Raw genomic sequence first — 23,758 nt, 5'->3', positions numbered from 1 at the left:
CACCACGATGGGACTCACCACCGATTCCGCCTCCGCGCCACCCGGCGCGGCCTCCCCGGGCACCGGCCCCGAAACACCGTCCGCCCCGGACGACCCGGCCTCGCTCAAGGTCGTCCCCGCCCGCCACTACGCCCGCTGGGTTGCGGCCGTGGCCGTGGTCGTGCTGGTCGCCCAGTTCGCGCACGGGCTGGTCACCAACCCGGTCTGGGAGTGGGGCGTCTTCCGCGACTACGTCCTGTCCGAGACGATCGTCCAGGCGGTTGGGGTGACCCTCCAGCTCACCGCGTACGCCACTGTGCTGGGCTTCCTCCTCGGCACCGTCCTGGCGTTCATGCGGTTGTCGCGCAGCCCGGTACTGCAGACCGTCGCCTGGACCTACATCTGGATCTTCCGCTCCATCCCGATGATCGTCCAGCTGGTGTTCTGGTTCAACCTGAGCGCGCTGTACAGGGAGTTGGGCGTCGGCATCCCCTTCGGTCCGGTGTTCTGGTCCGTCGACAGCAACAGCCTCATCGGCAGCATCGGTGCCGCCGTCATCGGACTGACGCTGCACCAGGCCGCCTACGCCGCGGAGATCGTCCGCGGCGGCGTCATCGCCGTAGACCACGGGCAGCTGGAGGCCGCCGCCGCGCTGGGCATTCCACGGCTGCGCCAGATTCGCCGGATCGTGCTGCCGCAGGCCATGCGCGCCATCCTGCCGACGGCCGGCAACGAGATCATCGGCCTGCTCAAGGGCACCTCGGTGGTCTACGTGATGTCCATCGGTGAGCTGTTCTACCAGGTGCAGGTGATCTACGGCCGCAACGGCCGGGTGATCCCGCTGCTTCTGGTCGCCACCGCCTGGTACGTGGTGCTGACCTCCCTGCTGTCGGTCGCCCAGTACTACGTGGAGCGGCACTTCGCCCGGGGCGCCAACCGCACCCCGCCGCCCACCCCCATCCAGCGCGCCCGCCGCTTCGTCCGCGACCTGCGTGCCGCGGCGGCACAGCGTCACCAGCCCGTCGTACCCCTGAAGCCCTTGGGAGACAGCCGATGAGCGACGTGACGGTGGCCCTCAAGGACGTGAAGCCGACGGTCGACGACGTGATGGTGGACGTCCACGGCGTCCACAAGAGCTTCGGTCCGCTGGAAGTGCTGCGCGGCGTCGACCTCCAGGTCCGCGCCGGCGAAGTCACCGTCATCCTCGGCCCGTCCGGCTCCGGAAAGTCCACGCTGTTGCGCACCATCAACCACCTGGAGAAGGTCAACCGCGGCTGGATCAGCATCGACGGCGAACTCATCGGCTACCGCCGCTCGGGCGCCAAGCTGCACGAGCTGAAGGAGAAGGACGTTCTGAAACAGCGCACCCACATCGGGTTCGTCTTCCAGAACTTCAACCTCTTCCCGCACCTGACCGTGCTGGACAACCTCATCGAGGCTCCCGTCTCCGCGCTGCGCCGACCGCGCAAGGAAGCGGAGGAGAGGGCCCGTCGGCTCCTCGACCGGGTCGGTCTCGCCGACAAGGCGGGGGCCTACCCCCGGCAGCTGTCCGGTGGTCAGCAGCAGCGCGTCGCCATCGCCCGCGCGCTCGCCCTCGAACCGAAGGTGCTGCTCTTCGACGAGCCCACCTCTGCGCTCGACCCGGAGCTGGTCGGCGAAGTCCTCGACGTCATCAACGACCTGGCCCGCACCGGAACCACCATGATCGTCGTGACCCACGAGATCGGCTTCGCCCGCGAGGTCGCCGACACCGTGGTGTTCATGGACGGCGGTGTCGTCGTGGAACAGGGCCCGCCCGCGGCCGTACTGGACGACCCGCAGCACGAGCGCACCCGCGCCTTCCTCTCCAAGGTCCTCTGACCGCCCCTCACCCCTTTCGCCATCGCAAGGAGCACGACCATGTCCACCTCGTTCACCCGCCGCACCTCCGCAGCCGCGCTGGGACTGACCGCCGCCCTCGTCCTCGCCGCGTGCAGCAACCCCTCCGACGGCGGCACGACCGAGGTCGCGGCCACCAAGGGCGCCGCTACGAAGATCAACCTGAGCCCTGATCAGCACCGCATCACCACCGGCAAGGTCGACTCCATAGCCGCCGAGGTCCCGGAGACGATCCGCAAGAGAGGCACCCTGGAGATCGTCGGATCGTCCGGCTCCGCGGCCCCGCTGACCTTCTACGCCACCGACAACAAGACCGTCATCGGCATCGAACCCGACATCGCCTACCTGGTCGCCGACGTACTCGGCCTCAAGCCGCACATCAACACCGTCTCCTGGGAGAACATCTTCGTCGGCCTCGACAGCGCCAAGTACGACGTCGGCTTCAGCAACATCACCGACACCGAGGAGCGCAAGGAGAAGTACGACTTCGCCGGCTACCGCCAGGACAACCTCGGCTTCGAGGCCAGGAAGGGCAGCGGTCTGAAGGTCACCGGGCCCAAGGACGTGGCGGGCGAGACGGTTGCCGTGAGCAGCGGCACCAACCAGGAGAAGCTGCTGATCGAGTGGAGCAAGGAGGACGTGAAGGCCGGCCTGAAGCCGGTGAACATCAAGTACTACCAGAACGACAGCGACACCTACCTCGCCCTCCAGTCCGGCCGGATCGACCTCTACCTCGGCCCCAACCCGACCGCCGCCTACCACGCGGCCACCACCGGGAAGACCGAGGTCGTCGGCACGTACTCCGGCGCCGGCGCCACCCTGCAGGGCCTCATCGCGGCCACCACCAAGAAGGACAGCGGCCTGGTCAAGCCGCTCGCCGACGCACTCAACGAGATCATCCGCAACGGCACATACGCCAAGGTGCTGAAGCGCTGGGGCCTGTCCAACGAGGCCGTGACCAAGTCCGAGATCAATCCTCCCGGCCTGCCGAAGACCAACAAGTAGCCGTTGCTGGGTGTGGGGCCGCAGTACGCCGCGGTACGCGGCCCCACACCCCCACGAAGAAATCTCACGCCCCTGAAGGGTCCGCCATGGCCACCGTCCTGTCTGTCTCCGGAAGTCCCTCCGCCACCTCTCGTACCGCACGGCTGCTGCGCCACCTGGATGCGCGGCTCACGGCCCAGGGACACGAGGTGATCCCCCTCGATGTCCGCACCATCCCCGCCGAGGCACTGCTCGGCGCCGACTTCCGGCACCCGGCGATCGCCGAGGCGACCGCCCTGTTCGACCGCGCCGACGGCGTCGTGATCGGCACGCCCGTCTACAAGGCCGCCTACTCCGGGCTGCTGAAGTCCCTGCTGGACCTGCTGCCGCAGTACGCCCTGGTCGGCAAGACGGTCCTGCCGCTGGCGACCGGCGGGACCACGGCGCACGTCCTGGCGATCGACTACGCCCTGCGCCCGGTGCTCAGTTCCATGGGCGCCGCGCACATCGTCCAGGGCTGGTTCACGCTCGACAAGGACATCGCGGTGGGCGAGGACGGCACCCTGACCGTCGCGCCGGGCCCGGCCGAGGCCCTCGCCCAGGTCGTCGACCAGTTCTCCAACGCCCTCGGCAGCCGTACGACCCTGCCGGTGGCCGCCGGACGAGCAGCTTGACCGCGACCGCCGACGACAAGCGAAAGGCGTGAACCTCTACGAGCCTCACCCTGCACTGGTTCCTGCCCACCAACGGCGACAGCCGCCATGTCGCCGACGGCGGCCACGCCACCCCGGTTACCGCAACCGGCGGTGACCGGCCGCCGAGCATCGGCTACCGCACCCGGATCGCCCGCGCTGCCGAGGTCTTCATGTACCCCTCGCCGGTGCGGCAAGCCCGCGACGGCTCACGTGATCTCCGAGGACCCCGAACGCGTCCGGTCGCGCGCGGAAACGCGACGAGCTGTGCGGACTCTCCGCTGCTGGTCGTCCGGCTGCAGACGGCGGCCGGCGCCCGCATCGGCCGGAGACGTCGTCCCGGTGTCCGGAGGCGCACAGCCCGGCTCTTTGTCCGTCGCCAGGACGCATCACAGTGCCCGCGCCGCATAGGCCCTGACGTCCGCGTCCGAGTCCGCCGTCGCGGTGGTCAGGGCTGCTCGGGCGTCCTCGGTGGCACGGTGCCGGGTCAGGGCCAGTACCGCGGCCTTGCGGACGTCGGCGTTGGGGTCGGCGACGGCCTTGGCGAGTGCGGGGACGGCCACGTCAGGGTCCGCGGCGGACAGGGCGGTGGCGGCGCCGGCCCGCACCTGCCAGGCCGGGTCGGACAGGGCTGACTCGGCATGTACGGCCAGAAGGGTCGGACAGCCGGTCGTGCCCAGGGCCTCGTAGGCGGCCCCGCGCACCAGGGCGTCGGGATCGTCGACCAGTTCGGCAAGGGTCGAGCGGACTACGTCCGAGTCCGGACCCGGAGCCATGCCGGCCAGGGCCTTGGCGATCGTGACGCGGACCTCGCGTGACGGCTCGGTGGCTGCCGCGCCCGCGACCTCTGCGGTGGCGTCGACCGACACGAGCGCTCGCACGGCCGCGATACGGACAGCGATGGCGGAGTCCGACAGCAAGACCACGAACAGGTCGACGTCACCGACGCGCAGGCCGCGCAGGACGTCCAGTGCGGCGGCACGGACGACGGGATCGGCATCGGAGAGGGCGGCCAAGAGGCCGTCACGCAGGGCCGGTTCGGGGGCCAGGGTCTCGACCAGTTCGCGCAGCGAGGCGGCCGCGGCGGCGCGGACGCCGGCGTCGGTGTCGGCGAGCGCCGCGGCCAGTGCCGGTCCGGTTCCCGGTGGCACGGTCTCCGTCAGGACGGCGACGGCCGTGCTGCGGACAGCGGGCTCCGGGTCGGTCAAGTAGGGGGTGAGAAGCGGGAGTTCGGGCTCGTTCTCCGCAAGGGCGAGTAGTTCGAGCAGGCGCGGTGTGGCCGCCGCCCTCGCGTCGGTATCTGGGCGGGCGGTTGTACCGGTCACGGCGGGCTCCTGCCGCATCGTCACCGGGGCCACCTCCCGGGACCCTGCGGTCGCCACCTTCTCCGGGTGGACCTCGCCGAGGTGCCGGGAGGGGCCGCCGGCCGGGGTGAAACCGTCGACCGGAACCAGATAGGGCGCCACGGGACGGGCCGTGAACTCCATTGCACCGGAAGGGGACTTACGCAGATCCAGATGGTGGAACCAGGACGTGTCGTCACGGTACGGGTGGTCGAGACGGTCGTGGTAGAGGCCCCAGCGGGATTCCGTGCGGGCCAGGGAAGCCCGCGCGGCCATCTCCGCGCAGTCGCGGATGAACGTGACCTCCGCGCAGCGCATCAGCTCGTGCGGGGAGCGCGCGCCCATCGCGGCGATGTCGGCGCGCATCCGCTCGAACGCCTCCAGGGCCAGCGACAGCCGGGCGCCGGACTTCGGTGGAGCCACGTAGTCGTTCACGAAGCGGCGCAGCTTGTACTCGACCTGGGGCTGCGGCGGGCCGTCGGGGTTGCGCAGCGGACGGTAGATCAGCTCGTGCGCCTCGCGCAGTTGGCCGGAGGGAAGGTCCCCTTCGTACGGCGGGTACTGTGCGGCGTCCGCGCCCGCCACCTCGCCGAAGACGAACGCGCCGATCATGTAGTTGTGCGGCACACAGGCCAGGTCCCCGGCCGCGTACAGGCGGGGGACGGTTGTGCGGGCGTGGTCGTCGACCCGCACACCCGAGGCCGAGTGGCCGCCACACAGGCCGATCTCCGAGATGTGCATCTCGACGTCGTGGGTTCGGTAGTCGTGGCCGCGGCCCGCGTGGAAGGTGCCGCGGGTCGGGCGCTCGGTGGAGTGCAGGATGGACTCCAGGGCCGTGACCGACTCCTCCGGGAGATGGCTCAGCTTCAGGTAGACAGGGCCCCGGTCGCTCGCCACCTCCGCCGCGAATTCCGCCATCATCTGACCCGACCAGTAGTCGGAGTCGACGAAGCGTTCCCCGTGCCGGTTGACCTGGTAGCCACCGAAAGGATTGGCGACGTAGGCGCAGGCCGGCCCGTTGTAGTCCTTGATCAGCGGGTTGATCTGGAAGCACTCGATACCGGTCAGTTCGGCACCGGCGTGGTAGGCCATCGCATAGCCGTCACCCGCGTTGGTCGGGTTCTCGTACGTGCCGTACAGATAGCCGGACGCGGGCAGGCCGAGCCGTCCGCAGGGGCCGGTCGCCAGGATCACCGCGCCCGCGCGGACGACGACGAACGCACCCGTGCGCGTGTGGAAGCCCGCCGCCCCCACGGCCTGCCCCCGAACCGTCAGCACGCGCACCGGCATCACCCGGTTCTCGATCCGGATCCGCTCGCGCATCTCGCGCCGCCGCAGCTGCCGGTACAGGACCTTCTTCACGTCCTTGCCCTCGGGCATGGGCAGCACGTACGAGCCGGAGCGGTGGACCTGGCGGACCGCGTACTCGCCGTGCTCGTCCTTCTCGAACTTGACCCCGTACGACTCCAGTCGCCGCACCATGGCGAAGCCGCGGGTGGCGGTCTGGCGAACGGTGGTCTGGTCGACGATGCCGTCGTTGGCACGGGTGATCTCGGCGACGTAGTCGTCGGGTTCGGCACGGCCGGGGATGACCGCGTTGTTGACGCCGTCCATGCCCATGGCGAGCGCGCCGGAGTGGCGGACGTGCGCCTTCTCCAGCAACAGGACGTCCGCACCGTGCTCGGCGGCGGTCAGCGCCGCCATGGTGCCGGCCGTGCCGCCGCCGATGACGAGGACGTCGCAGGTCAGCTCCTCGGCGTCGGCGAGGGCCGGGATTTCCAGGGGGGTGTCCACCAGGGTGCCTTTCAAGAACCGAGTGACGTGAGGATGTCGCGCCGCAGGGCGATGCGCGCCGGATCGTCGTGGGCGGCGCGCTCGCGCGGGCGCGGTACGTCCCGTACGGCTGCGAGCCGGCCCGCGCCCAGCACGGCCACGCGGTCGCCGAGGAACAGGGCTTCTTCCACGTCGTGGGTGACGAAGACGACGGTCGCGCCCGTGCCGTGCAGCACCTCCACCAGCAGGTCCTGCATTCCGGACCGGGTCTGGGCGTCCAGAGCACCGAACGGTTCGTCCATCAGGACGGTGCGCGGGCGGCCGGCGAGGGCACGGGCCAACTGCGCGCGCTGACGCTGCCCGCCGGAGACGCGGTGGGGCAACTGGCGGGCGTGCTCGGCGAGGCCGACCCGGGCCAGCCACGCCTCGGCCTGCGTGCGGCGTTCGGCGCGCGGCAGGCCACGGATGGCCAGCGGGAGTTCGACGTTGGCGCGCAGGGTGCGCCAGGGCAGGAGGGCGTCCTCCTGGAAGACCAGGGCTCGCTCGACGGACGGGCTGGTCAGCAGGTGTTCGTCCTCGGTGAGCTGCCCGGCGAGCGGGGGCAGGAGGCCGGCCAGGGCGCGCAGGAGGGTCGACTTGCCACAGCCGGAGGGGCCGACGACGGTGAGGATCTCGCCGGGCGCGATGTCCAGATCGACTTCGGCCAGGGCGAGGGAGCCGGGATGGCCGAGATCGGCGGCGCGGAGGGTGAGCCGTGCGCCGCCCACGGGCGCGGTCCTCCTCACAGCGGCGGCACCGACGGTGGCCGTCGTCGTCTCAGACGAGGTGCTCATCGCGCGTCTCCTCGGCCTCGGATGCGGGGGATGAGGTGCGTACCGCTGAGGGCTCCGGCCGTGGACCCGTTGCCCTGGGAACCCGGGGCCGGGCGCCGGGGGCGTACGAGGTGCGCGGCAGCCAGCGGGTGAGACGGCGGCCCAGTAGCTCGACAGCGGTGGAGGTGAGCCAGCCGAGCACGCCGATCGTGACCATGCCGACGAACACGCCGGGGTAGTCGAGCACCGTGTAGTCCTGCCAGGTGCGGTAGCCGACCCCGTACTGACCGGAGATCATCTCGGCGGAGATCAGACAGATCCACGCGACGCCGACGCCGACCGAAAGGCCGCCGAAGATGCCGGGCAGCGCGCCCGGCAGGACGACCGAGCGGAGGATCCGCCACCGGCCGCCGCCCATGGTGCGCACCGCGTCCTCCCATACGGGGGCCAGCGCGCGCACCGCGTGCCGGGTGGAGACCAGGACCGGGAAGAACGCGGCGGTGAAGGTGATGAAGACGATGCCCTGTTCGTCGGAAGGCAGGAGGAGGATCGCCACAGGGACCAGGGCGATCGCCGGGATGGGGCGGACCACCTCCAGCAGCGGGCCCAGCAGGTCCTCGGCGAGACGGGAGCGGGCCACCAGCACACCCCCGGCCACGCCCAGCATGGCGGCGAGCAGGAAACCGGTGAGAATCCGGGTGAGGCTGTCGGTGAGGTCCATCCAGTAGTCGGGTCCCGACAAACGGTCGGCGAAGGCGCGGACCACGTCGGTGACCGTCGGGAACTGCGAGAAGCGCAGCCAGAGGTCGACGTGCAGCGTGGTCAGCAGCTGCCACAGGCCGAGGGCGACGGCCAGGGACAGCCCGCGCAGCGCGTACCGGGTCACGACGCCCGCTCCAGCGCCTCGGCATACGTGATGACGCGTGCGCCGACGTGACCGTCGACGTACGCCTGTGCGGTCGCCGGTGCGACGAAGGGCAGCAGCTTGGCGCCGTCGGCCACCCAGACCGCCTTGTCGGCGAACCACAGGGTGCCGGTGGTGGCGTCGGGCACGTAGCCGGCGCGGATGCCGTCGGCGTGCTTCGCCACGTAGGCCAGCAGTTCGACGGGCGACGTGAAGGTGCGGGTCTTCCGGGCGCCCTTCGGCCACACCTCGCTCGCGGCGGACGGGGGCGTTGCGGCGAGCCGCCTCGCGTACCCGGCCTTGCCGAGTGCCTTCTTCGCGTACTGGTCGTCGACGAAGGAGTCCACGTCCACGTCGCCGGTCAGCTTGGCGGACTTCAGGATCGACACGTCCTGCTTCAGGGCGGAGACGAGCTGGGGTTTGAGAGCCGGGCCGAAGGCGGAGATGCCATGGGCGCCGTTGTAGAGGTAGACGACTTCGGCGGGCAGTCCCGTGGCCTGCGCGACCTTCTCGGTGGTGGTGACGGGGTGTTCGTTCAGGTAGTCGGTGGCCCGCGCCTGGGCCTTCAGGAACGCCTCCAGCACGGCCGGGCGCGTCTTCGCGAAGTCTTCGCGGGCGGTGACACCGTGGAACGTGGGCAGGTTCAGCTGCGCTCCGTCGTACAGCGCCTTCGCCCTGCCCTGGAAGGCGAGCAGGCCGGGCCACGCGACGAACTGGGACAGCGCGTCCGTGTTGCCCGCCGCCAGGGCCGAAGCACCCACCGCGGGCTGCTGGTTGAGCTTCTCGATGCCCTTGCCGGGGTCGATGCCGGCGCGCTGCAGGGCCCGTACGAGCGTGCCGTCGGCGGCGGAACCGACGCTGGTGGAGACCCTCTTGCCCGCCAGGTCCCGCAGGGAGGCGAGCTTGGAATCCGGCGCGGTGACGATGGTGTTGAGGCCGCCGCGCAGGTTGTATCCGGTGACGGAGACGAGGTGGGTGGGGCGGCCGAGCTGCTTGCCTCGGGCCGCGTTGATCAGGAGCGGGAAATCGCCCATCGAGCCGATATCGATCTTCCCGGCGGTCATCTGGGCGGTGATGGGGGCACCCGTCGCATAGTCCTGCCAGGCGACCTTGTAGGTGTGACCGTCATGGAGGGAGTCGAGCTCCTGCTCGAAGTAGCCGAGGGAGCGCAGCAGGGTCCCGGCGGTGACGGTGTTGATGGTCTTGGACTGGTAGCCGACGGTGACGGTGACCGTAGAGCGGCTGCCGGCCTCGGCGTCACCGCCGCAGGCGCCGAGCGGGAGCAGCAGGACCACTGCCGATACTGCGACTGCGGTGCGTTTCATGGGTGTTCGGGCCTCTCAACGGAGCAGATAGGGCATGTCGACCGTGACGGCTCCGGTGGGACAGCGGGCCGCGCACGGGCCGCAGTACCAGCACTCGTCGACATGCATGTACGCCTTGCCGCTGCCGGCGTCGATGGCGAGGGAGTCCAGCGGGCACATGTCCACGCAGAGCGTGCAGCCGTCGATGCACTTCGACTCGTCGATGGTCACGGGCACGTCGGCCCGCTGGGGCGCCAAGGGCATGGCTGTCTCCAGGAAGGTTGTCTCTGAAGGTTGTCTCTTCGGGGGCGTCAGACGGAGCGGTGCAGCGAGCCGCTCATCGCGATGCGGTCGCCACGGAAGCGGATGAACTCGAGGTCGACGGGCCTGCCGTCGGCAAGATGCGTGAGACGTTCCAGCATCAGGACAGCCGCGCCCTGCGGGGCCTGCAGCACGGCGGCGGAGTGGGCGTCCGCGTTGACCGCCTCCAGAGTGATCTCGGCGTGGCCGAGAGGCAGACCGCAGGTCGCCTCCAGCAGGCGGAAGACGTCGGTGTTCTCCAGGTCCGCGGCGAGGAGCGCGGTGCCGATGTCCAGGGGGATGTAGGTGAGGTCGAGGGACAGAGGGAGGCCGTTCAGACGGCGCAGGCGCTCGATGTAGAGGACGTCGGTGCCCGAGGGCACGTGGAGTCGTTCGGCGACCGGGGCGGGCGCCGGGACGGGGCCCATCGTGCGGACCTCGTTCGTGACCCGGCCGTGTTCGCGGAGGGTTTCCGCAAGGCCCAGCAGGCGGTCGAGGCCGTGAGGGTACTTCCGGGCCACGACCAGGGTGCCGACACCGGGCTGGCGCTCGACGAGACCCTCGGTGCGCAGCAGGCCGAGGGCCTGGCGGACGGTGTTGCGGGAGGCGCGGTAGTCGGTGGCGAGAGTCGACTCGTGGGGGAGCGCGCCGTTGGGGAAGGCGCCGGTGAGGAGTTGGCGGCGGAGCAGGTCGGCGAGTTGCCTGGCCCGGTCGGCGCGCAGCCTGCGCCGGCTGCGGTGGGCGGCGACCGTGGTCGCGGCGCCTTGGCCGGCGTGGTCTCGGATGCGGTCGGTGGGCGGCATGGCTCGAACCATAGCTATCCGATAGGAATAATTGTGTTGCCGGATAGTTGCGCCACCTGACGCCCTGCCGGATGCGTCGCTGAACTGGGTATTCGCCAGACGGATGGGAGCATCTGCCAGTCTCTGCCGGTGCCGGCGGCGCAGCGCCCCCCTGGAAGTCGCGTCATCCTCTCATCATGTGAGACGTCGGGCGCGACGCGAGAAGGCCCTCTTGACGGGGTGCGAAGGCCGCCTGACACTCCAGTACAGATTCCCCAGTGGATGGATAGGAAATGATGGAGCGTCTGGAGCCGCCTGCCGACCGCTCGGTGCGTGCTGGCCGGCCGTCTCTCCTCCTGACCTCCCGCCGCCACATCGATCTCCTGCGCGTCTGCAGCGCGGCGAACGCTCCTCGCTGAACCGGCGGTGCCCACCGGCACCCGTCCCGTCGCATACGGGTACACCTCAACGCCGCCGCGCGCCCACCCCCCCGGTGCTGCCCGCCGCACCTCTGAGAACCAGAAGCCGGACCCGGACCCGGACCCAGGGAGACACATGCCCGCCGCACCCTTGACCACCGTGCCGTCCCGCCCCTCGGTGCCGTCGTTCCGGGGCAGGATCGGCCGTGACGCGAGCAGTGGCTACTACGCTGTGCCGCGCCGTTACCGCCTCCACCTCTCGCTGTCCTGCCCCCACTGTCTGCGGATCGCCATCACCCACAGCCTGCTCGGCCTGGAAGAGACCCTCCCCGTGGTGCTGCTGCCGGCCGTGCCCGACGGACCCGACGGTGGACACTCCGCTCTGCGCCCGTTGTACGAGACCAGTTCGCACCGGTACTCCGGCCCCACCGCGGCACCGGTGCTGAGCGACGACTGGACGGGGCGGATCGTCAGCACGCACACCCCCGACATCCTGCACGACCTGGCCCGGTACTTCGGCCGTGACCACCCCGACCGGCCCGCGCTGTACCCGCACGGCGCCGAGGCGGAGATCGAGGCCGTCGAGCACCTCTGCGAGTACCGCATCAACGCAGCCGCACAGCACGCCGGACAGGCCGACACCGATGCCGGGGAGTGTCAGACAGCCCTGACATCCCTGCTCCGCGCCCTGGGTTCACTGGAGGGGCGGCTCGCCTTTCAGGACTTCATCCTGGGCGACGAAATGACGGCCGCCGACGTGCAGTTGTGGGTGACCTTGGTGCAGATCGACACCGTGCACCGACTGCACCTGGATGCCGCCGCGGTGCACCGCATCGCCGCGCATCCGCACCTGTGGGCCTACGCACGACGACTCGCCGCCTACCCCGCCTTCGGCCGACACCTCGACCTGGACGGCATCACCCGCAGGCACCATGCCCACTGCCGAGGACTGGAGGCCGCAGGGGCGGCCGTGCAGATCCTGGACTGGGCGGTGCACATCGCGGACGGTGCCGCCGCTCAGCCCTGCCAGGAGCCTCTGGACGGTTTCATGGAACCGCAACACGCTCTCCACCTTCCTCCGTCCGGCTCCGCCTAACCTGCGACGACATGGGGCCTGCCATGCCGGAGCGCGGCGAGCCCCGATCCGAGCAGGACAAACAGCTGGAAGAGCGGAGGTGACGGTGTTGCCCGCCGTTTCCCGCGTGCTCGTCCCGGCTGCCGGGGTTCTCGTCGCGCGCGGCTGTGTCCGCTTGTACTCCCGGCCTCACATCGATCTGCAACGGGTGGCCGGCGCCCTCTGTCGTTCCTGACCTGTTCCCCGCCACCGAGTCCTTCTGCACGAGGACTGGTGATCACATACGGTCGACCAGGAAGGCACCCTTCTCGTGTCCGCACATCCCCCTCTTCACCTTGCCGTGGCGCTGGACGGCACCGGCTGGCACCCGGCCGCATGGCGTGAGCGGGGCGCCCGGCCCCACGACCTGTTCACTGCCGGTTACTGGGCCGATCTCGTGACCGAGGCCGAACGCGGCCTGCTCGACTTCGTGACGTTCGAGGACGCGCTCGGCCTGCAGTCCTCGCACCTCACGGAGCCGGACGGGCGCACCGACCAGGTGCGGGGCCGGTTGGACGCCGTGCTTGTCGCCGCGCGGGTCGCCCCGCTGACCCGGCACATCGGTCTGGTGCCGACCGTGGTCGCCACCCACACCGAGCCGTTCCACATCTCGAAGGCGATCGCCACCCTGGACTACGTCAGCACCGGTCGCGCGGGCCTGCGCGTCCAGGTGTCGGCACGGCAGCACGAGGCCGCGCACTTCGGCCGCCGTACCTTCCCGCCTCTCCGCGCCGAGGACCGGGACACCCCGGCCGGCCGGAACCTGATCGCCGAACTCTTCGAGGAGGCCGCCGACTACATCGAGGTGGTGCGCCGTCTGTGGGACAGCTGGGAGGACGACGCGGAGATCCGCGATGCCGCCACCGGGCGCTTCATCGACCGTGACAAGCTGCACTACATCGACTTCGAGGGCAGGCACTTCAGCGTCAGAGGGCCCTCGATCACCCCTCGGCCCCCGCAGGGCCAGCCTGTCGTCAGTGCGCTCGCGCACCAGAGCGTGCCGTACCAACTGGTGGGCCGTTCGGCCGACATCAGTTACGTCACCCCGCACGACAGCGACCAGGCCCGCACCGTCGTCGCCGAGATCCGTGCCGCCCAGGCCGCCGCGGGGCGGGCGGAGGAGCCACTGCACATCTTCGGTGACCTGGTGGTGTTCCTCGACGACGATCCCGCGGCGGCGGAGGACCGCAAGGCCCGCCTGGACGGCCTCGCGGGCCATGCCTGCACCAGCGACGCCGAGGTGTTCACGGGTGCGCCCGGACAACTGGCGGACCTGCTGCTGGAGTGGCGCCGGGCCGGCCTGAGCGGCTTCCGGCTGCGCCCCGGAGTGATCGGCCACGACCTGGAGCAGGTCACACGGGGCCTGGTCCCCGAACTCCAACGCCGAGGCGCTTTCCGCCGCGCCTACGAGGCGGACACCCTACGCGGGCTGCTCGGGCTCACCCGCCCCGCCAACCGCTACGCCGCCGTCTGAGGGGGAGTCGTACCACCATGAGCAAGCCGACCACCGGCACGCCGGCCACGAGCAAGGCGACTTCGGGCAGGCCTCTGAAGCAGATCCATCTCGCGGCCCATTTCCCCGGCGTCAACAACACCACCGTGTGGAGTGACCCGCGGGCGGGCAGCCACATCGAGTTCAGCTCGTTCGCGCACTTCGCACGGACCGCCGAACGAGCCAAGTTCGACTTCCTGTTCCTCGCCGAGGGACTGCGGCTGCGCGAACAGGGCGGCCAGATCTACGACCTGGACGTGGTGGGACGGCCCGACACCTTCACCGTCCTGTCCGCGCTCGCCGCCGTCACCGAACGGCTCGGCCTGACCGGCACCATCAACTCCACCTTCAACGAGCCGTACGAGGTGGCCCGCCAGTTCGCCAGCCTGGACCACCTGTCGGGCGGACGCGCCGCCTGGAATGTGGTCACCTCGTGGGACGCCTTCACCGGCGAGAACTTCCGGCGCGGCGGCTTCCTCCCCCAGGATCAGCGCTATTCCAGGGCCAAGGAGTTCCTGGCCACCGCCACCGAGTTGTTCGATTCCTGGCACGGCGACGAAATCGTCGCTGATCAGCAGTCCGGCATCTTCCTCAAGGACGCGCAGGCCGGAGCCTTCGTCCATCAAGGACAGCACTTCGACATCGCCGGCCAGTTCAACGTCCCGCGCAGCCCGCAGGGCCGCCCGGTGATCTTCCAGGCAGGCGACTCCGACGAGGGCCGCGAGTTCGCCGCCGCCGGCGCCGACGCCATCTTCAGCCGGCACAGCACCCTGGAGGCGGGCCGGGTCTTCTACACCGACGTCAAGGGACGCCTGGCCCGTCACGGCCGAACCCACGACCAACTGCTGATCCTCCCCGCGGCGACCTTCGTACTCGGCGACACCGACGCCGAGGCGCAGGAGCTGGCGCATGAGGTACGACGTCAGCAGGTCAGCGGCCAGACGGCGATCAAGTACCTGGAACATGTCTGGAACCGGGACCTGTCCGCCTACGACTCGGACGGTCCGCTCCCCGACATCGACCCGGCCCCCGGCGAGAACACCATCGCCCGCGGCCGGGCCAGCGTCCGGATGTTCCGCGACCCGCTCGCCGTCGCCCGGCAGTGGCGCGAGCGAGCCGCCGCGGAGAACCTGTCGATCCGCGAGCTGGTCATCGAGACCACCGGCCGCCAGTCGTTCATCGGCTCCCCGGCCACCGTCGCCGAGACGATCAACCACTTCGTCCAGGCGGACGCCGCCGACGGCTTCATCCTGGTGCCGCACATCACCCCAGGCGGCCTGGACGAGTTCGCCGACACCGTCGTTCCGCTGCTCCAGGAACGCGGCGTGTTCCGCCACGACTACACGGGCACCACGCTCCGCGACCACCTCGGCCTGGCACACCCCGACGCCCGCGCGGAGGCGGAGACCCGACGGGCGGCGTCGTGAAGTTCCTGGCCATCACCCTCATCGTGCACGCCCCGGATCCGGTGACCGGTATCCAGAAGACGACCAACGAGCGCTTCCGCGAGGTGATCGACAACGCGCTGCTGGCCGAGGAACTCGGATTCGACGGCTTCGGTGTCGGCGAACGCCACGAGCGGCCCTTCATCTCCTCCTCGCCACCGGTCGTACTCAGCCACATCGCCGCGCTGACCTCCCGGATCCGGCTGTTCACCGCCGTCACCACCCTCAGCCTGCTCGACCCGGTACGCGCGTACGAGGACTACGCGACCCTGGACCACCTGTCCGCCGGCCGTCTCGACCTGATCATCGGCAAGGGCAACGGCACCGCCCAGCGCGAGCTGTTCCACGTCACACCCGAGGACCAGTGGCACCGCAACGCCGAGAGCTACGAGCTGTTCCGCCGCATCTGGCGGCAGGACAAGGTGAGCGCCTTCCCCCGCTTCCGCCCCGAGCTGACGGACGCCGAGGTCTGGCCCAGACCGCTCCAGCAACCCATCCGGGTCTGGCACGGCAGCGCGACCAGCCGGGAATCGGTCGACCTCGCCGCCCGCTACGGAGATCCGCTCTTCTCGGCCAACGTCACCCACCCGATCGAGCCGTACGCCGAACTGATCCGCCACTACCGGGAGCGCTGGGAGCACTACGGCCACGACCCGGCTCAGGCCGTCGTCGGAGCAGGGACGGCCGGCTACTACGCGGCCCGCACCTCGCAGGAAGCGATCGCCGCCTACCGGCCGGTCTTCGAGGGCTATCTCGCGTTCCAGAAGCGGCTGGGAGTCGAGCCGGTGTTCGCCACGCTGGAGGACTTCGTCGAACGCAGCTCGGCGCTGATCGGCAGCCCGCAGCAGGTGATCGACAAGGTGCACCGCTACCACGAGCAGTTCGGACACAGCGTGCTCCATCTGCACGCCGACGCAGGCGGCCTCACTCAAGCCCAGCACCGCGCCTCACTCGAACTCTTCCAGTCCGACATCGCCCCCGTTCTACGACGCGACATCCCCGACCCGCCGTTCCCCTGGACTCCGGTCACCGCCGAGCCCGAGCCCGGCCCCGAACCTGAGCCCGAGTCCGTATCCGCGCCCGCACCGGCACCCGCGCCCACCGACCGCTGAGGAGCACCACCCGACCATGTCCGGCATCCCTCTCGGGGTCCTCGACCTCGTCCCGATCCCGTCCGGCTCCACCGCCACAGAGGCGCTGCGCAACACCATCGACCTCGCCCGGCAGACCGAGCGGTTCGGCTACACCCGCTACTGGTTCGCCGAGCACCACCTCAACCCGGGCGTGGCCGGGACCTCTCCCGCCGTTGTCCTGGCCCTGACCGCCTCCGCGACCTCCACGATCAGGATCGGCGCCGGTGCCGTACAGCTCGGTCACCGCACCGCCCTGTCCACCGTCGAGGAGTTCGGGCTGATCGACGCCCTGCACCCCGGGCGACTCGACCTGGGCCTCGGCCGCTCGGGCGGACGTCCACCTGGACAGACGGCAGGGCCCCGGCCGACCACGACCCCCGTCGTCGACGGGCGTGCCCCCAATGGGCTGAAGATCCCGCCACGTTTCTCCTTCGAGCACCTGATCGGTTCGCCCCGTTTCCTGCTCCAGCAGCAGCTCCTGCACCAGCCGGGCGCCGGCCCCCAGGACTACGGCGAGCAGGTCGATGACATCCTTGCGCTCCTGCGCGGCGACTACCGCTCCCCGGACGGGGTCGAAGCACACGCCATCCCCGGCGAGGGCGCCGCGGTGCAGGTATGGATCCTCGGCAGCAGCGGCGGACAGAGCGCCGACGTCGCGGGCCGCAACGGCCTGCGTTTCGCGGCCAATTACCACGTCAGCCCGGCCACCGTACTGGAAGCAGCCGAGGGCTACCGCGCCGCCTTCCAGCCGTCCGACCACCTCGACAAGCCCTACGTCAGCGTCTCCGCCGACGTCGTCGTCGCCGAGGACGACGAGACCGCCCGCGAACTGGCCACCGGCTACGGCCCATGGGTCCGCAGCATCCGCACCGCCGAGGGCGCCATCCCCTTCCCGACCCCGGAGCAGGCCCGCGCCCACACCTGGACCGATGCGGACCGGGCCCTGGTCGCCGACCGTGTCGACACCCAGTTCGTCGGCTCCCCGGGGCACGTCGCCGACCAACTCGAACAACTGCAGGAGGCCACCGGCGCCGACGAGTTGATCATCACCACCATCACCCACGACCACGCCGACCGGGTGCGCTCCTACCAACTCCTCGCAGAGGAGTGGCAACGCCGATGAGCAGGTCGCGGCCCGGCTCCTGATGCCGAGTGGCCGGCTCGCCGACTCTCGCCGGCCCCGGCGCTCAGTCTTTGCTGGATCGTAGTGGTGCGGGTTCGGCCGGTCCGCTTGCTCGGCTTCTGGTGGTTTCCCCGGCAGGCCACGAACGTGACTTTCGACCGCTCGCCGGGCGAACAGGCGCTGCCCGAGCAGCTACGCCGGGTCCCATCCCTCAGCCGGGCGAGCGCCGGCAGCAGCGCCCCCGCCAATGCCCAGCCCAGCCCAAGGCTGCGGAGAAGGAAGCGGAGGCGCCACGCGAAGCCCGCGCCCGCCGGACCGCACTCGTGGTGGCAGCCCGGATCAACCAGGGACAGAACCCCGCCGAGGCGATCAAGGGGACGGGAGCCGGGTGCCTCGTCGAAGCCAGACTGCTGTGGCAGAGCCCGTCGTTCCGGGATGCAGCCATCGAGGCCCTCGCCGACGTCCTCGGGCTGGACGGCGACGGAAGCCGCCCAGAGCCAGCTACTGCCGAGGACGCATACGAGCGGGCCGCACCCGGAAGCCCCGTCACTCTCGAATGGAAAGCCCCGGAACTCACCCTCCGTCTCCGCTGCCTGCGCACCACCGGGGGAATCACCGACACCTTGGGCATCGACCCCACAGCGCGGCCCAGGGGCAAAGCCCTGGAGGCCGGTGTCAACGCCCGGCGGAAGACTGCCGCCGCATTCTTGGCCGACGACGGAGCTGACCCGCTCCACCCCAGCTTCGCCCTCGTGGAGATCGACCGCCGCCAGGACTTCGCCCACCGTCTGGATGACCCCAAATACGCGCTCCGGCTGGGCCGCGCGGATGCGGGCGTCCTGACGCAATTCGCGCTCGTCCCCAAGAAGGCCGAGGGCTACAACAGCGAGAAGAGCCTCTCCCACCGGGTTCATTCGGGCGGGGAAGACGCTCTGCGCCAGTACGGCGTCCGTGTCCTGCCCGAGCACACGCTCGGCGAAGCGATCCCAAGGACCTGCGCTACGTCGCCACGTACATGGTCAAGCGGCGCAAGGACGGCCCCACCCGACTGCCCCGCCACACCCCGGTGGCCGTCATGGTCACGCCGCTGGCACCGGGCAGCGGCCTGGCGGCCGTCACAGGCTGGGACGAGCGGACGGGACGCTGGATTCCCTACCCCCAGTTCCTGCTCGGCCTGGTCAAGACAGCCGAAATCCCGGAGGTCAGCGAATCACGGTAGGGGACAACCCGGAACGGCTGGACAGCGAGGCGTCGTTCGCCGCGCTGTGCGGTGTCAGCCCTGTCAAGCGCTCCTCGGGACGCCGACAGTTCCGTCGCCTCAACCGCGGCGACCGGCAGGCCAACGCCGCGCTCCATCGCATCGTGTTCACCCGTCTGCGGGTTGACCCGCGTACCCAGGACTATTACGAGCGCCGGATCAAGGAGGGCAAGACCGGACGCGAAATCGTCCGTTGCCTCAAACGCTATGCGGCCCGAGAGGTCTTCCACCTGGTCAAACAGGTACAGCCAGCACCCCGCTCATAGGGGCTGTCGTGACAGATGAGAGGCTCGGACGGGTGAGCGAGACACCACCGAACACTCTGCAATACCGCTTTGACGGGCCAGAAGACGCACCTGTCCTGATCCCGGGGCCGTCCCTGGGTACCACATGGCACAGGTTGTAGGGACCCTCCAGGGGCGTCTACACCAGTCAATCGCGGGCATGAATCGCAGGTCAGGGCCTACTGGTCCGAGAGGGTCCGCCAGTTCGTGATAGCGGCTTCCCCTCCTTGAGCAACCAGGCTGCCGTCGCGCGCACTGTATCCGGCCGTCCCGGTCCGGTCGGACGGACGGACGGGGTGCTCATGGTGGGCAGCCCCATGTGGCGAGGCGGCCTCCGAGTTCACCCCCGGCTCACGCGGTTGGTGCCGCCTTGCGGCGACCGCACCTTCAGCCCGCTGGCCACAGCATGAAGCTGAGCATGGCCGGGGCGTGATGTACGTGTGCTGAAGCAATGCCGCAACCGACGAGTGGCCCCCAATGCCGGGAGAACGCGTGCCACTTTGTCCACATGCTCCGGCATGACCAGGGCGATTGACTGAGTCCGATCAGCCGGCGGCCCGATGGAAGAGCGAACCGATGACGACGCGGCTCATCGCTGCGATACTCGTCACGGATCCTGACAGCGGCAGACTCCTCATCCTGCGGCGGAGCAGCCACTTGGATTCCGCACCTGGCGAGTGGGACGTCCCCAGCGGCAAGGGCGAACCAACAAGGGCAACAACAGCAATTTCGTGACCGCGTTGCTGGAGAACAACGGCCGAACCACCTACGCCCTGAAAGGCGGCGACGCAACAGTCCGGAGGGCTGACGACCCGGTGGGACGGCGATCCGCCCGACCGCGGTGGATACAAGCCCATGCAGGAAGAGGGCGCCATCGTGCTCGGCACGGGTGGTGAGAGTTACGCCGGCAACTCCGCCGGCAACGAGCTGCCGCCCTCGGCGGCGGGACAGGCGGTGGTCCACGACGGGTACTCCAGCGTGTTCACGATCGACGCGTGCAGCGACGATCTGCAGGAGACGTACCTGACCGCGATGGGCGCCGCCTGGACCACCCAGGACCTCTCCGACAAGTACCACACCCCACCGGCCCGCGAGGCCCCGCTGCGCGAGACGTACCTGTCCGGCATCGGCGCCTCCTGGATCACACAGGACTTCACCACGAAATACGGCACCCCACCCGCCTACTGACGCACCGAGTCCGGGCCGTTCCCGTGTGTGTGCAGCCCGCGACCGCACACGGGGACAGCACCACCGAGACCGGCCGACAAATCCACGCCACCCGCGAGCACGACCGCAACCAACCCGCCGCCCCGACCCCGCCACTACCCATGCCGATGCCTGGGCAGGAGCGCCGGCCCTCTCTGTGCGACTGAGTGGGAAGAAGCCGAACTGGTCGCGCGCGGGCGCTGCGGCGGACGGCGGCTACGCCCTCGCCCCCCTCGGACATGGCGCTCGCCGAGCCCTACGTCCGCTCACCGAGCGGTCCCAACAGTGGGCGAACGCGCTCGACGATGGAAGTGCCTGCACCGATCGGGTCAGGTGTTGGTGTCGTAGCGCAGCCGGGCCGCTTCCACGGCGTTGATGTGCCGTTCGGCCCAGTCGCGGATGGCGGCCAACGGTTCCCGGAGGGTGCGACCGAGGTCGGTGAGCCGGTACTCCACCTTAGGCGGGACCGTCGGGGTGACGGTGCGAGCCACGAGGCCGTCCCGTTCGAGGCTGCGCAGCGTCTGGGTGAGCATCTTCTCGCTGACGCCGTCGATCGTGTCGCGTAGTTCGCCGTAGCGGCGCGGCCCGTCGTTGAGTGCGACGACGATGAGGACGGTCCACTTGTCGGCGATCCGGTCCAGGGCGGCACGCGAGGGGCACGGTGCGCTGTAGACGTCGGCGGGCTTGCCGTCGGGCAGCCACGCCAGCGGGGCTCGGCCAGGGGTTCCCGGCCGGGGCCGCCGGGTGCGAGGAGCTGGCATGCGCCGAACGTTAGTCGAGGACACGTTCGTCGGCCCAGGCGCGGCGCGGTGCGAGGGGCAGCACTCGGCCGAAGACGTGGCCGGCGAAGTGCCCGCCGGCCAACAGCACGTTCGGGTGCTCCAGCTCCTTCAGGAGCTGCTCGCGGGTACGAAGTGCGTCCTCAGAATCCACGTCGAAGACGAAGGGCCACTGGCTCTCGGTCACCTGGACCTGGCAGTGCATCACGTCGCCGAGGACGATCAGCCGGCGGGGGTCCGTGCCGTCTGGATCGGTGACAACGAGGCTCGTGTGCCCGGGGGTGTGCCCGGGGGTGGCGAGGACCCCCACTCCCCTGGCGATCTGATCGCCGTCGCCGACGAACTCGATCCGGTCGGCCAGGGGCTTCTGTACGGCCCGCGCGTCCGGTCCCGGGAAGGTGCCCTTGTCCGCCCAGTACCGCCACTCCCGTTCGCTTACCAGGTGGCGTGCGTTGGGGAACATCAGCCCGCGGACCGCCTGGCCGTCGGGGAAGTGCGGGGCGGGCGCAATGTCCGTGGTCCAGCCGACGTGGTCGTGGTGCAGGTGCGTGAAGACGACGGTGTCCACGTCCGCGGGCGCGAGGCCTTCCTCCGCCAGGCTCTCCAGCAGACGTCCGCCGGTGAACGACGCGAAGCCGGGAACTTCGAAGTCGACGACGCCCAGCCCGAGATCGGCCAGGATGACTCGGTCTCCGGTGCGGATCAGAAACGAACCGATGCTGACCGGGAACCGGCCGCGGTTGTCGAGGTAGTCGGCGTAGGGCGCCCAGTCCGTCGTCCGGTTGGCCGGAAAGACCGCGGAAGCGTCCAACCAGCCCTCCCCGTCAGGGAGGTAGGTCACGGTGGTGGCGCCGATGGAGGTCTGGGAACGTCCTGCTGCTGTCCTGGTCATGCACTCACTATTGGCGTGTGACTCTCCATCGGGAAGTACGTACTTGCAAGTGCGTACCGCAGGGGCATGGAACAGCGCAAGTATCGGTACAGGTACCGGCGCGCTCTGGGTGAAAGAGGGGAACACTCACGAGGTCGTGGGCGACTCGTACTGCCGGGGGCAGTGGCAGCGACATGGGGCGGGCGGATGGTCGTCGCCCGACCGGTACCGGTTGAGGAAGCACTGACGGCTGGGTTTTCACCAACTCGTCGTGTAGATAAGTCAGTTGTTGCGTCTCTCGGATCTCAACAGGCGGTGATCGCGGTGACTCCTCAGTCGCTCTTCCCGCGATCGCCGACCCCCCTCATGCACAGCGAAAGGCACATGTATGGCGAACAACCGCAGGATGCGCTACTGCGGACGGATGCTGGCGCTCTCAGTGGCTGCCCTGGGTGTGGTCGCGGGCATAGCCGTTCCGGCCTCAGCCGATGACCAGCCTACCCGGACACAGCTCATGGCCGACTGCGACTCGGGTGCGGGCAAGTGCACCTTCAACGAACCGCAGTTGGGCCGGGTGTATCTCGGAGCCTTCCACCGGGTCTCCGACTCGCTCTACAACTGCAGCACCTCGGCTGCCACCCAGTCGATGACCTGGTCCGACACGGTCGGTTCCACGGACTCGGCGGGCGTATCCGTGACCGTCGGCGGCAAGATAGCGGGGATCATCGACTTGAGCGTGACGGCGACGTACAGCCACACCTGGTCGAGCACGCACTCGGAGGCCAGTTCCGTCAACATGACGGTGAAGCCGGGTGAGGTCGGCTGGATCTCCCGTGCGCAGGTGATGCAGACCGTCTCCGGTACATGGCAGACCCATTACGACGACCGGAAGTGGGGGCACTACTTCTGGTTCGTACCCGACGTCGTCACGGGGCCTGCCTCGAACGGGACGGACGGCCAGAGCAACGCGGTGGTCGTCAAGTCCAGGAAGATGACCGCTGAGGAGAAGCGGTCCTGCTCCGGTCGCTCCGGTAGGGCCAAGACGTTCGTCGTCCGAGACTGATCCACCGATCGCGCGCCTGGCTGCCTCGCGGTCCATATATCCGTGAGGCAGCCAGGGGCAGCTCACCAGTCCTGAGCCCTGCTCAACCGCGCAGCTGCCGGACGGTCGAAGGGGCGCACGCCTGCATGAACGCGGGCGGATGCAAGGCGCTCTGCCCCTGGACGGGGGCCGCCGGGGGGTGAGCCGCGTCGCATCGGAGCGGAGGAGGTTGCTATGCAACGAGTTGCATAGCAGGATCGGCGTCATGGCGCTCGAACACGCGATTTTGGTGTCGCTTTTGGAGAAGCCGGGATCCGGTTATGAGCTGGCACGGCGTTTCGAGCGGTCCATCGGCTACTTCTGGACCGCGACCCACCAACAGATCTATCGCGTGCTCAAGCGCATGGAGAACGACGGATGGGTCGACGTCCGGGACGTCCCGCAGCAGGGCCGGCCGGACAAGAAGGAGTACTCCGTCGCTGACCTCGGCCGGGCCGCACTGTCCTCCTGGTTGCACGATCCGATCGAGCCGGAGAGTGTCCGCCACGACCTGGCTGTAAAGATCCGGGGCGCCGCCTTCGACGACCCGACCGCCCTGATCCGCGAGGTGGAGCGGCACCGGCAGGCGCATCGGGACCGGCTGGCGCACTATCTGGCAGGAGAGGAGCGGGACTTCACGGGGCCCGAGGCGATCGCGGCCGGCCCGCTGGCGCCGCTCGACGCGGAGCGGGAGCTCCAGCACGTCGTACTGCGCGGCGGCATCGCATACGAGCGGATGATGATCGACTGGCTGGACGACGTCCTTGCCACGCTGGCCCGGCTCGATCCGGGCGGCTGATCG

22 protein-coding genes and 3 pseudogenes are annotated in these 23,758 nt (G+C 69.8%); 17 read left to right on the top strand and 8 right to left on the bottom strand.

What is annotated here, in order from left to right; all coding sequences use genetic code 11:
• Positions 1-7: 7 nt before the first annotated feature.
• From ACWD35_RS24470 to ACWD35_RS24450, 5 genes and pseudogenes are all read left to right on the top strand, one after another.
• Positions 8-1,036 carry an amino acid ABC transporter permease gene (locus ACWD35_RS24470; RefSeq protein ID WP_451353416.1) on the top strand — a complete coding sequence of 343 codons (1,029 nt, stop codon included), beginning with the start codon at positions 8-10 and terminating at the stop codon, positions 1,034-1,036.
• Positions 1,033-1,839 (top strand): amino acid ABC transporter ATP-binding protein, encoded by an 807-nt coding sequence (locus ACWD35_RS24465; RefSeq protein WP_451353415.1) that lies wholly within the window; start codon positions 1,033-1,035, stop codon positions 1,837-1,839. The genes ACWD35_RS24470 and ACWD35_RS24465 overlap by 4 nt, the downstream gene beginning before the upstream one ends.
• Positions 1,840-1,878: 39 nt before the next feature.
• Positions 1,879-2,862 carry an ABC transporter substrate-binding protein gene (locus ACWD35_RS24460; protein WP_451353414.1) on the top strand — a complete coding sequence of 328 codons (984 nt, stop codon included), beginning with the start codon at positions 1,879-1,881 and terminating at the stop codon, positions 2,860-2,862.
• An 86-nt stretch (positions 2,863-2,948) separates the two neighbouring features.
• Entirely contained in the window at positions 2,949-3,515 is a 567-nt protein-coding gene (ssuE, locus tag ACWD35_RS24455) for an NADPH-dependent FMN reductase (protein WP_451353413.1), read from the top strand.
• A 50-nt stretch (positions 3,516-3,565) separates the two neighbouring features.
• Positions 3,566-3,700: pseudogene (locus tag ACWD35_RS24450) on the top strand (LLM class flavin-dependent oxidoreductase); the annotation flags it as partial.
• Between the two features lie 222 nt (positions 3,701-3,922).
• Here ACWD35_RS24450 and ACWD35_RS24445 read toward each other — a convergent pair.
• The 6 genes from ACWD35_RS24445 to ACWD35_RS24420 are packed head-to-tail and all read right to left on the bottom strand — an operon-like array spanning position 3,923 to position 10,772.
• Entirely contained in the window at positions 3,923-6,685 is a 2,763-nt protein-coding gene (locus ACWD35_RS24445) for a fumarate reductase/succinate dehydrogenase flavoprotein subunit (RefSeq protein WP_451353412.1), read from the bottom strand.
• Positions 6,682-7,482, bottom strand: a complete 801-nt coding sequence (locus ACWD35_RS24440; RefSeq protein ID WP_451353411.1) for an ABC transporter ATP-binding protein — start codon at positions 7,480-7,482, stop codon at positions 6,682-6,684. Before ACWD35_RS24440 ends, ACWD35_RS24445 begins: the two co-directional genes overlap by 4 nt.
• Positions 7,466-8,347, bottom strand: a complete 882-nt coding sequence (locus ACWD35_RS24435; protein WP_451353410.1) for an ABC transporter permease — start codon at positions 8,345-8,347, stop codon at positions 7,466-7,468. Before ACWD35_RS24435 ends, ACWD35_RS24440 begins: the two co-directional genes overlap by 17 nt.
• Positions 8,344-9,690: an ABC transporter substrate-binding protein gene (locus ACWD35_RS24430; RefSeq protein WP_451353409.1), complete on the bottom strand. Its 1,347-nt coding sequence runs from the start codon at positions 9,688-9,690 to the stop codon at positions 8,344-8,346. Before ACWD35_RS24430 ends, ACWD35_RS24435 begins: the two co-directional genes overlap by 4 nt.
• Positions 9,691-9,705: 15 nt before the next feature.
• Positions 9,706-9,933 (bottom strand): 4Fe-4S dicluster domain-containing protein, encoded by a 228-nt coding sequence (locus ACWD35_RS24425; protein WP_390855353.1) that lies wholly within the window; start codon positions 9,931-9,933, stop codon positions 9,706-9,708.
• Positions 9,934-9,980: 47 nt separating this feature from the next.
• Positions 9,981-10,772: a GntR family transcriptional regulator gene (locus tag ACWD35_RS24420; RefSeq protein ID WP_451353408.1), complete on the bottom strand. Its 792-nt coding sequence runs from the start codon at positions 10,770-10,772 to the stop codon at positions 9,981-9,983.
• Positions 10,773-11,306: 534 nt separating this feature from the next.
• On the opposite strand from ACWD35_RS24420, the gene ACWD35_RS24415 reads away from it, so the two are divergent.
• The 10 genes and pseudogenes from ACWD35_RS24415 to ACWD35_RS24370 all read left to right on the top strand — a co-directional run bounded on the left by ACWD35_RS24415 (position 11,307) and on the right by ACWD35_RS24370 (position 20,207).
• Complete coding sequence (locus ACWD35_RS24415) at positions 11,307-12,266, top strand: glutathione S-transferase C-terminal domain-containing protein (protein WP_451353407.1); 960 nt, start codon at positions 11,307-11,309, stop codon at positions 12,264-12,266.
• Entirely contained in the window at positions 12,178-12,480 is a 303-nt protein-coding gene (locus ACWD35_RS24410) for a putative leader peptide (protein WP_451353406.1), read from the top strand. The genes ACWD35_RS24415 and ACWD35_RS24410 overlap by 89 nt, the downstream gene beginning before the upstream one ends.
• A gap of 75 nt (positions 12,481-12,555) precedes the next feature.
• Entirely contained in the window at positions 12,556-13,758 is a 1,203-nt protein-coding gene (locus ACWD35_RS24405) for an LLM class flavin-dependent oxidoreductase (protein WP_451353405.1), read from the top strand.
• 17 nt (positions 13,759-13,775) lie between these two features.
• On the top strand, positions 13,776-15,203 hold the full coding sequence (locus ACWD35_RS24400) for an NtaA/DmoA family FMN-dependent monooxygenase (RefSeq protein WP_451353404.1): 1,428 nt from the start codon (positions 13,776-13,778) through the stop codon (positions 15,201-15,203).
• On the top strand, positions 15,200-16,333 hold the full coding sequence (locus ACWD35_RS24395; RefSeq protein ID WP_451353403.1) for an LLM class flavin-dependent oxidoreductase: 1,134 nt from the start codon (positions 15,200-15,202) through the stop codon (positions 16,331-16,333). The genes ACWD35_RS24400 and ACWD35_RS24395 overlap by 4 nt, the downstream gene beginning before the upstream one ends.
• Positions 16,334-16,349: 16 nt before the next feature.
• A complete protein-coding gene (locus ACWD35_RS24390) occupies positions 16,350-17,477 on the top strand; it encodes an LLM class flavin-dependent oxidoreductase (RefSeq protein ID WP_451353402.1) in 1,128 nt (375 codons plus the stop codon).
• A gap of 29 nt (positions 17,478-17,506) precedes the next feature.
• Positions 17,507-18,433 (top strand): annotated as a pseudogene (locus ACWD35_RS24385) (hypothetical protein); the annotation flags it as partial.
• Entirely contained in the window at positions 18,325-18,696 is a 372-nt protein-coding gene (locus ACWD35_RS24380; protein WP_451353553.1) for an RNaseH domain-containing protein, read from the top strand. The pseudogene ACWD35_RS24385 and the gene ACWD35_RS24380, both read left to right, overlap by 109 nt.
• Positions 18,687-19,001: pseudogene (locus ACWD35_RS24375) on the top strand (transposase); the annotation flags it as partial. The gene ACWD35_RS24380 and the pseudogene ACWD35_RS24375, both read left to right, overlap by 10 nt.
• A gap of 873 nt (positions 19,002-19,874) precedes the next feature.
• Positions 19,875-20,207, top strand: coding sequence for a hypothetical protein (locus ACWD35_RS24370; protein ID WP_451353401.1), 333 nt, complete (start codon positions 19,875-19,877; stop codon positions 20,205-20,207).
• Positions 20,208-20,554: 347 nt separating this feature from the next.
• Here ACWD35_RS24370 and ACWD35_RS24365 read toward each other — a convergent pair whose 3' ends face one another.
• Positions 20,555-20,986, bottom strand: coding sequence for a winged helix-turn-helix transcriptional regulator (locus ACWD35_RS24365; protein WP_451353400.1), 432 nt, complete (start codon positions 20,984-20,986; stop codon positions 20,555-20,557).
• A gap of 10 nt (positions 20,987-20,996) precedes the next feature.
• Entirely contained in the window at positions 20,997-21,896 is a 900-nt protein-coding gene (locus ACWD35_RS24360) for an MBL fold metallo-hydrolase (RefSeq protein WP_451353399.1), read from the bottom strand.
• Between the two features lie 367 nt (positions 21,897-22,263).
• On the opposite strand from ACWD35_RS24360, the gene ACWD35_RS24355 reads away from it, so the two are divergent.
• Entirely contained in the window at positions 22,264-22,938 is a 675-nt protein-coding gene (locus ACWD35_RS24355; RefSeq protein WP_451353398.1) for a hypothetical protein, read from the top strand.
• Positions 22,939-23,182: 244 nt separating this feature from the next.
• A complete protein-coding gene (locus ACWD35_RS24350; protein ID WP_451353397.1) occupies positions 23,183-23,755 on the top strand; it encodes a PadR family transcriptional regulator in 573 nt (190 codons plus the stop codon).
• Positions 23,756-23,758: the final 3 nt, after the last annotated feature.

It is taken from the genome of Streptomyces sp. NPDC002671, from assembly GCF_053592475.1.
This window is presented reverse-complemented; position numbering and strand designations above follow the sequence as displayed.